This is a genomic window from Allokutzneria multivorans, assembly GCF_039537405.1.
Classification (GTDB): domain Bacteria; phylum Actinomycetota; class Actinomycetes; order Mycobacteriales; family Pseudonocardiaceae; genus Allokutzneria; species Allokutzneria multivorans.
Genome location: NZ_BAABAL010000003.1, coordinates 306,167 through 318,901, shown reverse-complemented (window position 1 = coordinate 318,901; position 12,735 = coordinate 306,167). Strand labels below are relative to the sequence as shown.

Here is a 12,735-nt window from a genome sequence, read left to right as displayed (position 1 = left end):
GCGCCCGCACAACGCGGGTCAACGCAGCAGTTTCCGCGCTCCGGTGCGAACGGCGACCCAGTCGGTGGCGGGGTGGCGCGTTCGGCGAGCGAGCGGACGCGCCGAGCGTGGTCGCGCCGAAGGTCGGTGACGGAGGTGCCGTTGGCTTCCAGAAGCGATGTCCGTTCCTCCATCGCGGCGATGAGGTCGCGGATCGGCGGCCGGTCGGGTTCGGACCAGGTAGCGAAGTCCACGCTGCGATCGCACCACCAACGGCGGCGGTGACGTCGTGGTCAGCGTCGTCGAAGTCGGCGACCAGGAACTCCTCCAGGTCCGGCGGAACCGGCTCCAGCGCGGCCGGGGTTGAAGCAGCCGATCCAGTAGACGGCGTCGGTCAGGCCGAACCAGTGCGGCCAGGTCCCTCCCAAACGACAACCGAAACCGCAAGCGCATGCTCGGAGATCGAGTTTCACGGATCAGCTGATCAGTCGCGGTCCTCGATCTCGGCGTCCAGCTCGCCGCGCCGGACAGCGACCACCAGCTCCTCGTGGTCGGCCTCCGCGGTGTCGGCGTAGCGGACCGCGTACCGGCCGACGGCCTCGTCCAGCTCCTCGTCATCCCCGAGGTAGCCCGAGAGCAGGCGGGGGTCGGCGGAGCGGCAGTGCGCGCGGGCCAGCAGCGCTCCGGCGAGCCGACCGTAGTCGTCGAGGTGGTCCTTGCGCAGCGCGGTCGGGTCGATGTCGCCCTTCATGTTGCGGAACTGGCGAACGATGTAGTGCCGACCGTCCACTGTGGTCCATCCGAGCAGCAGATCGGTCTCGGCCTGGACGAGGCGTGCGCCGTCGACGATCCGCTTGCCCTCGTGCTCGTGCGGCGGCACGTCGAGGTACTGCTCAAGGCACGACGGCGCGGCCTGCTTCACCTGGAGCACCAACGCGTCGTCTTCGTTGCCGTGCAACAGGACCAGGTAGTTGCGCAAGCCCACGCTGCCGGTCCCGACGACGCGGAAGGCGACGTCGGCGACGGCGTAGCGGGTGATCAGCCCGCGGCGGGACTCGCGCAGTGTGCCCACGTAGTCGGCGAGGCCGTCGGTCACCGACCGAGCCGTCTCGCTGGTGACGTGCCGCAGAACCGGGAGGTCCTCGACGAAGCCGCCGTCGGCGGTCCATTTGGCCGCGACCTTGGCACTGGTGTTCTTGCGCGCTTTCTTCGACGCTTTCTCGAAGTCGTCGAGCAGCTCGTCAGCCTTGAGCTTGCCGATGGAGGCCGCGTCGGCGAGGGCGTTCCACGCCTCCAGGAACGGCATTTCGGCCAAGCGCGCCATGGTCTTGCGGTACGCGCGCACGCAGTCCTCGGCGGCCTTGGCGCAGCCGTCCTCGGAGACACCGCCTTCGCGACCGGCGAGGACGAGGCTCGCGGCGAGGCGCTTGAGGTCCCACTCCCACGGGCCGGGCACGGTCTCGTCGAAGTCGTTGATGTCCATGATGATCCGGCCCTCGTTGGTGCCGAAGAGGCCGAAGTTCGCCGCGTGCGCGTCACCGCAGATCTGCGCGGTCACCCCGCTCGTCGGCGTCGCCGCGAGGTCGGCGGCCATCAACCCGGCGGAGCCCCGGTAGAAGGCGAAGGGCGAGGCCAGCATCCGGCCGACGCGCAGCGGGGTCAGCTCCGGCAGGCGTGGTTGGTTGCTGGCGCGCACGAACTCCACCGCGCTCGGCCGCCCGGAGCCGAGCGGGTCGTGGTCGTGCAGCTCCAACGGCACCTGGGCGCGCAGCGAACGACCCCGCTCGAAGACCTCGGAGGGCTTGACCCAGGACCGGAACGTCGGCTGTGTGTCCACTCCCCCATCATGCACAAGTCAGGTGACGGGCGAAGAACTCCAGGGTGCGGCCCCACGCGAGGTCGGCGGAGGGCTTGTCGTAGAAGGAGGGCGCGTCCCAGTTGGAGAAGGCGTGGCCCGCGTCGTAGCGCAGCACGCTCACGTCGGAGCGCCCGGCGAAGGCGGCCTCGACCTCGTCCACCTGGGACTGGGGGATGTAGGGGTCGTTGGCGCCGTAGTGGAACAGCACCGGGCAGTCGATCTTCGCGCTGCCGGCCGCCACGTCGGTGATCGCCGAGCCGTAGTAGGACACGACGGCGTCAGGGCCGCGACCGTCCACACGGGACTCGCGGGCGAACAGGTACGCGAGCGTGCCGCCGAGGCAGAACCCGACGCCGCCGACCGCGCCGTCGCACTCCGGCATCTCCAGGAGGTGGGCGAAGGTGGAGGTGATGTCCTCGGCCGCCAGGGCGTGGTCCAGCTGCTGGGACAGCCCCATGCCCTCGGCGAGCCCCGATTCGTCCTTGCTCTCGAAGCGCGGCCGCAGTCGCCAGAACATGTCCGGGACGAGCGCGAGGTAGCCGTGCCCGGCGAGCTGGTCGGCGAGGCCTCGCATGTTGTCGTTGACGCCGAAGACCTCTTGGAAGAGCAGGATTCCCGGCGCGGGGACGGTGGCGGGCACGGCGCAGTACGCGTCGAAGCCCTTGCCGTCGTGGGACTCGATCCGCTCGTAGCGCGCGCTCATCCCACCGACCCTAGCGGGAGGCGGCCTCCAACAGGGACAGGCCGCAGCCGGTGATGCTGTGCAGTGCGGAGCCGCCGCGGCGCTGCGTGATGATCAGCCCGGCGTCGCGGAGCACGGTCGCGTGCTGGCTGGCGCCCGCAGGGGAGATGGCCAGCCGCACGGCCAGCTCGGTGGTGCTGACGCCGGGCCGGGCGGCGATGGCCTCCAGCACCACGGCGCGGGTCTTGCCGAGCAGCGCGACGAGCGAGCGCGTGCCCGACATCTTCCGCAGCGCGGGGTCGGACCAGCCGGGGGTGCGGTCGACCGGGTAGACCAGCACGGGGTCTCGGTTGGCGTCCTTGAGCGTGACCGGGGTCTTCCAACAGAAGAACGACGGCACCAGCGTCAGACCGCGCCCGCCCAGGTGCAGGTCCTGCTCGACCGGGTAGTCGACCTCCAGCGTCGGGGAACGCCAGCGCACGCTGGGGTGCAGGTGGTTGAGCACGCCCTCGACGCCGGAGCCCAGCATCGTCTGGAACCGGGTCTGCCGGTCGGCGTTGATCTGGGCGGTCATGGTGTTCCAGTACGGCTGCAACGCGTAGGAGAAGTAGTGCCGCACGGTGCGGTCGAGCAGGCCGAGCACCTCGGAGTCGCCGGTCGCCAGGCGCTTCACCGGCGCGGGCAGCGGCTGCTCGCCGGCCAGCTCGGCGACGTCCTCGTGCAGGAACCGGCCGGAGGTGTTCAGCAACCGGTCCAGCGCGCCGGTGAGGTCCTTGGAACCGACGGTGGGTGTCAGGAAGTCCGCCGAATAACCGCGGGCGGGCGCCAGCGTGGTGAGCAGGCGCACGGAAGGGGTCGCCTGTCCGCGAACCCGGGAGCGCCACTGCCCGAACGGGATCTCCCCGTCGGTCTTCTGCAGCATGTGAACACTGAGCAGCGTCTCCCACATCGGGTCCGGCGCGTCGAGCACGCGCACGCGCGAGAGATCGTCCGCTTCGAAGTGGATGCGCAACATATGTACCTGCCCCAGATTTCGTTCTTGAACAAAGCATCCTGGTCACCGCACCCGCACACCGCCACACACACGCGTGTGTGGGCGTGCGCTCTGCGTGTGCGAACAGGACTGGCTCACCCTGTGGTGTGACGGCTCCGGCGCTCTTCCGAGGCCGCGGAGCTGCGACGGCGCCACGTTCGCCGAGGTTCCCGATATGACCTGAAACCCACTCGGAATGGTGAATGCGCGCGAACGCGTTCAAGTTCTTTTATGTCGCCACCGGATCCACTTCTGCGAGAGCGCTCTCATAGCACTCGTACGTGTGCCGGATTCACTTGCGAAAGAAAGGTTCTTCGCGTATTCCGCTCAGTGCGGGAGTACGTGTGCCAGAGCGCGCAGGAGCCGTTCGGCGAAGTCCTTGGGGTAGGTGTGCCCGGTCTCCGCCATGACCTCCAGCCCGGCGTCGAAGCCGTGGCGGGCCAGTTCGGCGGAGAAGCGCTCGGCGGCGGGGCGGTCGTCGTCGTGCTCGCCGGTGAACACGTAGCCGCGCGGGCGGCGCGGCGGATCGGACACGACCGGCATGCGGTCCTCCGGCGGGCAGAGCGCGACGAAGCCGGTCGCCTCGGGAACGGCGTCGCTCATCGTCCACTCCAGTGCGAAGCGGGCGCCCTGCGAGTACCCGGCGAGCACGACGGGAAGGCCGTCGGCGACGGAGGCGCACAGCTGCGCGACCTGCGACCGGGCCAGGTCCTCGTCGATCCAGCCGACGTCACCGTCCGACGTGGTCAGTTCGCGGCTCTGCGGCACCACGACGAGGAACCCCGCGTCACAGGCCGCGCTCCACCTGCGGGCGAAGCCGCGGTGGCGGTCGGTGCGGGCGTGCAGCGGGACGAGCACACCGCGCGGAGGCCCCTCGGGCTCGTACACCACGGGCGGCACGTCCTGGAGGGTCCGGTCGCGGCGTTGCTCCGACCGGCGCACGATCTCGGCGAAGTCGGCGCGTCCCTGGAGCGGGCGCAGAGGCGGGTTGATGGAGAGGATCTCCTCCCACCACCACAGGCCCTCGTCGAGCGCCTTGCCGAGCACGGCGATCGCGGTGTCGTCGTCTCCGGTGCGGCACAACGTCTCCGCGACCCACGCCTCGGTCAGCGCGCGCTGCTTGGGGTAGCCGCCGTGAGCCCGCAGGGCAAGCTCGCGGGCCTCGGCGTGGCGCCCTTCGGCGAGCAGGTCGACGACGGAATCCTTGAGCTGCCCCAGGAACATGCCGGTGGTCACTTCGCGTACGCCCGCTTGTGCTTGGCGCAGCCGCACGCGTCACCAAGGCTTATCACCATCGACAGGGCGCCTTTCGCGTTCTGCCGGTGGGCGTCGCGGACCTGGCGGCGGCGCAGCTTGCCCTCGGCCCCGCGCGGGAGGCAGTCGACGAACTCGACGTTCCTCGGGCACTTGAACCCGGCGATCCTGGTGCGGCAGAAGGCGATCAGTTCGGCGGCCAGCTCGGAGCCGGGCACGGCGGACTCGACCGGCTCGACGACCGCGAGCAGCCGCTCGCCCATCATCGCGTCCGGGACCCCGATCACCGCGACGTCGGCGACGGCAGGGTGCGCGAGCAGCGCGTCCTCGGCCTCGCGCGGGAACACGTTGACGCCGTTGATGATCACGGTGTCGGACCGGCGATCGGTGAGGTAGACGTAGCCGTCCTCGTCCACGTGGCCGATGTCGCCGACGGAGGCCCAGCCGCGCTGGTTGTACAGGGCGGCGGTCTTCTCCGGCGCGTTGCGGTAGGCGATCCGGTTCGGCGTCGGAGCCCCGCCGAGCCCGGAGAACCACAGCACCCCGGTGCGGCCGGGCGGCAGCACGGCGCCGGACTCGTCGCAGGCGTGGATCTCGCAGCCGATCGGGCGGCCGACCGAGCCGGGCCGGCTCGCGCTCTCCCGCGCGCCGATGATCGCCCTGCCGAAGCCCTCGGAGCTGGTGTAGACGTCCCAGACCTTCTCGCCGACCCAGTCGATCCACTCGGCGCGGACCTGCGGCGGGCAGGGCGCGGCGGTGTGCATGACCGCGCGCAGGCTTGACATGTCGTAGGACGCGCGGACCTGCGGCGAGAGCTTGAGAACGCGCTGCATCATCGCGGGGACGAGCTGCAGGTGCGTGACGCGGTGCCGCTGCACGGCCTCCAGCAGCCCTCGGCGGTCGAACCGGGACAGCAGCACGAGCGTGGCGCCGAGCTTCAGCGTGGCGCGCGACCACCGCAGCGGGGCGCCGTGGTGCAGCGGCCCCGGCGTGAGGCCGACGCTGTTCTCATCGCCTTCGAGCAGCTCGGCCATCATCGGCACGAACCAGTCGCCAGGGCCGCCCGTCGTGGGCCGCTCGGCGATGATGCCCTTGGGGCGCCCCGTGGTTCCCGAGGTGTAGACGACGACCTTGCCGGGCTCGGACTCCTCGACCGGCGTGGTGGGCTGCCCCTCCAGCGCGTGGTCGAAGTCCTGGTGGCCGGCCAGCGCACCGCCGGCCACCAGGCGCCTGCGGACCGACGGCGTGAGGTCGACCAGCATGCTGGCCAACCCGGCGACGCCGACCGAGGTCACGACGAGGCGGGCGTCACCGTCGTTGACGATGTAGGCCGCTTCCTCGGGGGTGAGGTGCACGTTCACCGGGATGAAGTCCACCCCGGCCAGCTCGGCGGCCAGGCACGTCACCAGGTACTCCGGGCAGGTGTCGAGCAGGACGGCGACCCGCTCCCCCGGCCCGAGCGCGCCGCGCAGCAGGTGCGCCATGCGCGCGACCCGCTCGTCCAGCTCGCCGTGGGTCATGGTGCGGTCGTCCATGACGATCGCGATCTTGTCGGCCTTCATCACGCGCCCGTGCCCATCAGCTCGCGCAGGAACACCGAGCCCGTGACGGTCATCCCGGCACCGGTGAGCGCGCGGGTGGCGTGCTCGCGGCGGACCACGAAGCGGTCCTTGCCGTAGATGAGGTACTTCCCGGCGCTCGCGGGGTCGGAGAAGTTGACCGTCATCACGTTGGCGCCCGCCTGGAAACCACGCAGCTGCCCGTCGTCGCGGGTCTTGGCCAGCGCGCTGACCGAGGGGATCAGCCAGGTCGGCTCGACGATCCGCATGGCGGCGATCGCGTTGAGCGCCACGTTCACATCGCCGTACCCGTCGTTCTCCATCGGGGTGCCCGGCGCCGGGATGAACGGCGCGATGCTGGACATGTGCACGCCGAGCCGCTTGGCCAGCAGGATGTCCTCGGCCACGCTCTCCAGGCTCTGGCCGGGCAGCCCGCTCATCGCGCCGGTGCCGACCTTGTAGCCGAGGTCGAGCAGGTCCTCCATGCAGCGCATGCGCGACTCGAAGGTCTCGTGACGGAGTTTCGCGTACAGCTCGGGATCGCTGGTCTCGTGCTTGAGGATGTAGCTGGTCGCGCCCTGGTCCTTGAGATAGGCGTACTCGGAGCGCTTCTTGTTACCGAGGTTGAGCAAGATCTCAACTTTGTCGTTAAACAGTTCACGAATGCGCGGAATGGCCTCGCCCACGATCTTCGTGGTCTTCGGGATCTCACCCGCCTGGAGGAACACCACGTCGATCCCGGCAGCGTGGATCTCCCGAGCGCGGGCCACGATCTGCTCGACGTCCAGGACATAGATCGAGTTCGACGTGGTGTTGTCGCGGCGCATCGGGCAGTAGTCGCAGTTGACCCGGCAGAGATTGGTGACCTCGACGACTCCGCGCAGCACCGCGACGTCGCCGCGGGCGGCGGCACGGCAGCGGCGGGCCTCGGAAAACAGCTGCTCCTGCGCCTCCCCACGGGCGCGAAGCATGTCGGTGAGCTCTGGGACGGTCAGGGACATTCTCTTCCTCACAGCAGGAGTGAGCAGCGTCGCTCCGGGATGGGTCTGAAGGTGTGGTGTCCGACCTGCTCAGCCTTTGAGGGGAGGTCGGACCAGAAGGCGGAAAGCGGGCGCGACGGAGGCGAGCGCGCTTTCGGTGGAAGCCGATTGAAGCTAACACCGACTCCGCTTGATCGGTCAAGCGAAAGAGCCCCGTCCGGCAAACCGTAATAAGGGCTTCACACGCCGTTGAGGTTTGCCTGTGACCTGCGCCATTGTTCGTAACTCGCGCTGCCCGGACCGTCACGCGGACGCTACATTCCAGTCCGGAAGCCGAGCGAGTGCCGCACCCGAATTCGCGAAAAAGATTTGCGATTCGGGTCGCAGAGCACCCCGACCCCATTCCACCCACAGCTCAGAACGGAACACATGAGCATGGCGCGCACACCCGAGCCGATCGCGGTCGTCGGCATGGCCTGCCGGTTCCCCGGCGGGATCGCCACGCCCGAGTCCTACTGGAAGGCCCTGCTCGACGGCGAGCCCGTGCGCTCCGGCCGAGCGGGCGAGGGCCTGCTGCTGGAGCGGGTCGACGGCTTCGACGCCGCCTTCTTCGGGCTCACCCCGACCGAGGCCGCCGCGATGGACCCGCAGCACCGGCTGTTCCTCGAAGTCGCCTGGGAGGCCCTGGAGCGCGCGGGCCAGGCCCCCGACCGGCTCGCGGGCAGCAACACCGCCGTCTACCTCGGCCTGATCAGCCCGGACTACCTGCACCGCCAGTTCCAGGCCGACCCGGAGCGGCTGAGCCCGTACGCGTTCACCGGCAACATGCTGAGCATGGCGCCGGGGCGGCTGTCCTACCTGCTCGACCTGCGCGGCCCGGCGCTGGCCGTGGAGTCCGCGTGCTCCTCGTCGCTGCTCGCGGTGCACCAGGCCGTGCGGCAGCTGCGCGGCGGCGAGTCCGACCTGGCGCTGGCCGGTGGCGCGAACCTGGTGCTGCTGCCCGAGCTGTCCACCGTGCTCGACCGGATGGGCGCGCTCTCCTCCGACGGCCGCAGCCGGACGTTCGAGGCCGACGCCGACGGCTACGGCCGCGCCGAGGGCTGCGGGATGGTCGTGCTCAAGCGGCTCTCCGACGCCGAGGCCGCCGGGGACACCGTGCTCGCGGTGATCCGGGGCAGCGCGGTCAACCAGGACGGGCGCTCCAACGGCATCACCGTGCCGAGCGGGCGGGCCCAGTCCGAGGTCGTCACCGCCGCGCTCGCGGACGCGCGCCTCGCGCCGGAGGACGTCGGCTACGTCGAGTGCCACGGCACCGGGACCGCAGTCGGTGACCCGATCGAGGTCGCGGCGGTCAGCTCCGTCCTCGGCGGCTCCGTCATGCTCGGCTCCGCCAAGGCCGTCATCGGGCACGCGGAGGCGGCTGCGGGCGTCGCCGGGCTGATCAAGGCCGTGCTGTGCGTCCAGCACGGGATCGTGCCGGGTCAGCCGGTCCGCCAGCTCAACCCCGCTCTCGAAGACCTCGGCGCGCAGATCCCACTGTCCACTGTGGAGTGGACGGGTCGGCGGGTCGCCGGGGTCAGTGCTTTCGGCTTCAGCGGCACCAATGTTCACGTGTTGCTTGAAGCTCCGGCCCCATCGCCGTCCTCTGTTTCCGTTGCTCCGGCGCATGTTCTGACCGTTTCGGCGCACACCGAGTCGGCGCTGCGCACGCTCGCCGGGCAGTACGCGGAGCACCTGCGTTCGGGTGCCGCGTCGCTGGCCGAGGTGTGCCACACCGCGAACACCGGCCGCGCGCGCTTGGCGTGGCGGACCGCCGTCGTGGCCTCCGACGCTGAGGAAATGGCTTCGCGACTGGAGGAGATCGCATCGGTGCGGCGTGTTCCCCGCGATGCGGCTCCGTCGGTGGCTTTCCTGTACTCCGGCCAAGGCACCGCATCTGTCGGCATGGGGCGCGAGCTGTTCGACACTCAGCCGGTCTACCGCGAGGCCGTCGAGGAGATCGACGCGGCGGCCGGAGGTGCGCTGCTGCCCGTGCTCTACCCGTCGAGCACCGACAACGACGGCTCGGCGATCACTGACACCTCCGTCGCGCAGCCCGCGCTGTTCGCCGTGCAGGCCGCGCTGACGCGCTTGTGGACGTCCTTCGGCGTCGCTCCGGCCGCCGTCGCCGGGCACAGCCTCGGCGAGTACGCGGCGGCCTGCGCCTCCGGGGCGATGAGCTGGCGCGAGGGACTGCGGCTGTGCGTGGAGCGCGGCAGGCTCATGGCCGAGCTGCCCGCCGACGAGGGCGCGATGCTCGCGGTGTTCGCCACCGCCGAGGAGATCGAGCACCTGACCGGGCGCGTGGAGATCGCCGCGCACAACGGCCCCGCCGAGATCGTGCTCTCCGGGCCGGTCGACGCGATCGACGAGCTGGCTTCCGCGTTGGGGCGTCTGGGGATCAGCTCACGGAGGCTGCCCGTCTCGCACGCGTTCCACTCGCGGCTGCTCGACCCCGTGCTTGACCGGTTCGAGGCGGTCGCCGAGCGCGTCGCCATCGCCGACCCGGTGCTGCCGTTCGCGAGCAACCTCACCGGCGCCATCGCCGCGCCTGGCGAGCTGACCGATTCGCACCGGTGGCGCAGGCACATGCGCGAGCCCGTTCAGTACTGGGACGGAGTGCGGGCACTGCAAGACATCGGCGTGACGTGCTTCGTGGAGATCGGCGCGGACAGCACGCTCACCGACCTCGGCCAGCGCGGCGCGCCCGGCTCCGCCACGTGGCTCTCCTCGTTGAAGCGCAAGGAGAACGACACCCGCCAGCTGCTGGACAGCCTCGGTTCGCTGTACGCGTTGGGCGTGGACGTCAGCTTCCCCAGCTCCGGTAGGCCGTGTGCGCTGCCGACCTATCCGTTCGAGCGCCGCACTCTGTGGCTCGACGGGCTGCACAGGGCCGCTCGTGCGCGCGACGAGGGCCAGGGACTGTTGGGGCGCAAGGTTTCTTCGCCGTTGCCGCAGGACCAGTACGAGACCGTGCTCGCCCCCGGCGACATCTCCGACAGTGCCGGGCTCGTGCACGTCGGCGTCTACGTGGAGCTTGCCGCTGCGGCAACTCGCAGTTCCCGGTTGGTGGACCTCTCGATCAGCGAAGCCCTTGTCGTGGCTGATTCGGAGAAGACCGTGCACACGATCGTCGACGGCTCTTCGGTCAGTGTTCACGCCGACTCGGGCGAGTGGGTCGAGCACGCGCGCGCTTCGGCCAGGACCGGCGCGGTGGCGCTGGACGGGCAGCTCGACCTGGCCGAGCTCGACGACGCCTCGCGGCCTGGTTCGGACTTCTACCAAGGGATGCGCGAGGAGCGCGGTCTCGACCTCGGCCCGAGCGTCGCGTTGATCGACAGGCTGTGGCACGTGTCCGAGCGCGTGGTCCTCGCCCGGCTCTCCTCCGAGCCCGACGCGGCAACCGCGACCGGCTTGGAGGTCGGCGTGCTCGATGCGTGCATGCAGCTGTTCAACGCGATGGTGCCCGCCTCCGAGGGGCTGATGTTGTTCATGCGCATGGGCTCCCTGGACCTCGCGGTGAGCGGCGCGGGGCAGCTGTGGGCGCGCGCGGAGATCACGCACAAGGACTCTGCCGGTCTGCGCGGACGCATCGAGGTGTTCGCCTCCGATGGTCGTCTCGTGGCGCGCGCGGAGGACGTCGAGATGCGGCGCACGCGTCCCGAGGTGCTCGCCGTGCTCGGGCGTTCGGCTCCTGTCGCGGACGGTGGCACCTTCGATGGCGTCCAGGGCTTGCGAGCGTTGTCCTCAGAGGCCGCGCGCGTGCGGCTCGTGCCGGAGGTGTGGGCGTCCGTGACCCGCGTCGTGGGCGTGACCAGCAACGATCTCGGCGAGCAGGAGCCGTTGACCGCCGTGGGCGTGGATTCGATCATGGCGACGCAGCTGCGGAACGCGATCTCCACCCGGTTCGGCGTGTCCTTGGCATTGCGCCAGGTGCTCGACGGTGCGAGCGTTGCGACCCTGGCGAAGGACCTCGCGCACGCCCTGACCTCGGACGGAGATCGGATGGACGACGACACCATGCAGGCGGGCCGTGTCTGACCTGCGAGCCGCTGGTGAGCTTGTCGATCGTGGGATGGAGTTGTGGGCCGAGGACGGGGAGCTGAGCTTCCTCGCCCCGCCGGGCGTCTTCACCGACTCCGCCCGCACGGTACTGCGCGCCGCCCGTGCGGAGCTGCTTTCCTTGCTGGAAGGCGGAAAACGGCTCGCTCCGGCGTTGTTGATCGAGCGCGGCCGCGTTGACGACAGCTCCGCCGAGGCGCCCGCTGGTGTTCGCACGATGTCCTTCGCGTTGAGCGGGCCGCCCGACCGCGTCGCACTCGAAGCCGCGCTGACCGAGCTGGTCGCCCGGCACGAGGTGCTGCGCACGGCCTACGTCCGGCTGCGTGGATTCGCGCGCCTGGTGCACCCGCCGTGCCCGGTCACGATCGTGCCGGGTTCCCAGCCGCCGCGCCCGCACGCGAGCCGTCCGCCCCTGCTCACCGCCGCGCTCTCGGACGATCACGTGCTCACGTTGACCGTGCACGCGGTCGCGGTCGACGGCATGTCGTTGGCGCTGCTGATGGAGGAGCTGGGCCAGCTCTACGCGGGCGCTCAGCTCCCCCAGCCGCCGTCCGCGCAGCTCCAGGTCCGGCGTGAGCGCGCCTACCTCTCCAGCCCGGAAGCCCAAGCGGCGCAACGCTATTGGCGCCAGCGCCTCGGCGACGCTCCCGGGCTCCCTCTGCTGGCCGTTCCGGGTTCGCCGGAGAGCGTTCCCGTCGAGGTGCCGCCGTCGTTGGCGCGCACTGTCCGCGCTCGCGCGGCTGCCGCCGGGACAACGCCGTTCACCGTGCTGCTCGCGGCTTTCGGCCGGGTGCTGGCCAAGGTGACGGGTGCTTCGGACATGACGGTCGCCGTGCCCATCGCGCACCGGTGGCACGCCGACGACGAGCGGACCGTGAGCGGCGCGCGGGACTTGTTGTTGCTGCGCTTGGAACTCGACTCCGGCGATCCAGTGGCTCTGGTGCATCGCGAGCGGATCAACGCGATGGAGCACGGGCGGCTGCCCTTCGAGGTCCTGCTCAGTGACGTCAACCCGCCGCGCGCGCCCGGGCGGCACCCCGTCTTCGGCATCCAGTTCGCGTTGCAGGGCTTCGGCGCGCGGCTCGTGCCCGATCTGCTGGACGCTCAGCTCGCCGAGCTGCCGATCGCTCCGCTGGGCGAGGGCATGGACTGCGGGCTGATGCTGTGGGACACGCCGGGCGGTGGTTACGTCGGCGAACTGGCCTGTGACGGCGCCGCGATCTCCGGCCTGGAGGGTGTTCGACGGCGCTACTTGGAGCTGCTCGCCGACGTGTTCTAATGTACGAGAA

At 70.5% G+C, this 12,735-nt stretch carries 8 protein-coding genes; 2 read left to right on the top strand and 6 right to left on the bottom strand.

Translation table 11 applies throughout. The features are described 5' to 3' along the window. Nucleotides 1-463: 463 nt before the first annotated feature. The 6 genes from ABD798_RS01730 to ABD798_RS01705 form a co-directional block, all read right to left on the bottom strand. Nucleotides 464-1,816 (bottom strand): DUF2252 domain-containing protein, encoded by a 1,353-nt coding sequence (locus ABD798_RS01730; protein ID WP_344870656.1) that lies wholly within the window; start codon nucleotides 1,814-1,816, stop codon nucleotides 464-466. Between the two features lie 7 nt (nucleotides 1,817-1,823). Further along, nucleotides 1,824-2,540, bottom strand: coding sequence for a dienelactone hydrolase family protein (locus tag ABD798_RS01725; RefSeq protein WP_344870655.1), 717 nt, complete (start codon nucleotides 2,538-2,540; stop codon nucleotides 1,824-1,826). A gap of 10 nt (nucleotides 2,541-2,550) precedes the next feature. Continuing rightward, nucleotides 2,551-3,534 (bottom strand): ArsR/SmtB family transcription factor, encoded by a 984-nt coding sequence (locus tag ABD798_RS01720; RefSeq protein ID WP_344870654.1) that lies wholly within the window; start codon nucleotides 3,532-3,534, stop codon nucleotides 2,551-2,553. Between the two features lie 345 nt (nucleotides 3,535-3,879). Beyond that, nucleotides 3,880-4,788, bottom strand: coding sequence for an alpha/beta hydrolase (locus tag ABD798_RS01715; RefSeq protein WP_344870653.1), 909 nt, complete (start codon nucleotides 4,786-4,788; stop codon nucleotides 3,880-3,882). Beyond that, the gene (locus ABD798_RS01710) at nucleotides 4,785-6,368 is read right to left on the bottom strand and encodes an AMP-binding protein (RefSeq protein WP_344870652.1); all 1,584 of its coding nucleotides are present in this window, start codon (nucleotides 6,366-6,368) and stop codon (nucleotides 4,785-4,787) included. The genes ABD798_RS01715 and ABD798_RS01710 overlap by 4 nt, the downstream gene beginning before the upstream one ends. Further along, nucleotides 6,368-7,366, bottom strand: a complete 999-nt coding sequence (locus ABD798_RS01705; protein WP_344870651.1) for a biotin synthase BioB — start codon at nucleotides 7,364-7,366, stop codon at nucleotides 6,368-6,370. Before ABD798_RS01705 ends, ABD798_RS01710 begins: the two co-directional genes overlap by 1 nt. A 414-nt stretch (nucleotides 7,367-7,780) precedes the next feature. Here ABD798_RS01705 and ABD798_RS01700 point away from each other — a divergent pair, with 414 nt between their 5' ends. After that, complete coding sequence (locus tag ABD798_RS01700) at nucleotides 7,781-11,425, top strand: type I polyketide synthase (protein ID WP_344870650.1); 3,645 nt, start codon at nucleotides 7,781-7,783, stop codon at nucleotides 11,423-11,425. Further along, entirely contained in the window at nucleotides 11,418-12,725 is a 1,308-nt protein-coding gene (locus ABD798_RS01695) for a condensation domain-containing protein (protein ID WP_344870649.1), read from the top strand. Before ABD798_RS01700 ends, ABD798_RS01695 begins: the two co-directional genes overlap by 8 nt. Nucleotides 12,726-12,735 lie beyond the last annotated feature (10 nt).

What these genes read in the sequence shown, in the direction of transcription:
- ABD798_RS01725 (WP_344870655.1), bottom strand. Translation starts at nt 2,540, where the DNA reads ATGAGCGCGCGCTACGAGCGGATCGAGTCCCACGACGGCAAGGGCTTC.
- ABD798_RS01720 (WP_344870654.1), bottom strand. Translation starts at nt 3,534, where the DNA reads ATGTTGCGCATCCACTTCGAAGCGGACGATCTCTCGCGCGTGCGCGTG.
- ABD798_RS01710 (WP_344870652.1), bottom strand. Translation starts at nt 6,368, where the DNA reads ATGAAGGCCGACAAGATCGCGATCGTCATGGACGACCGCACCATGACC.
- ABD798_RS01705 (WP_344870651.1), bottom strand. Translation starts at nt 7,366, where the DNA reads ATGTCCCTGACCGTCCCAGAGCTCACCGACATGCTTCGCGCCCGTGGG.
- ABD798_RS01700 (WP_344870650.1), top strand. Translation starts at nt 7,781, where the DNA reads ATGGCGCGCACACCCGAGCCGATCGCGGTCGTCGGCATGGCCTGCCGG.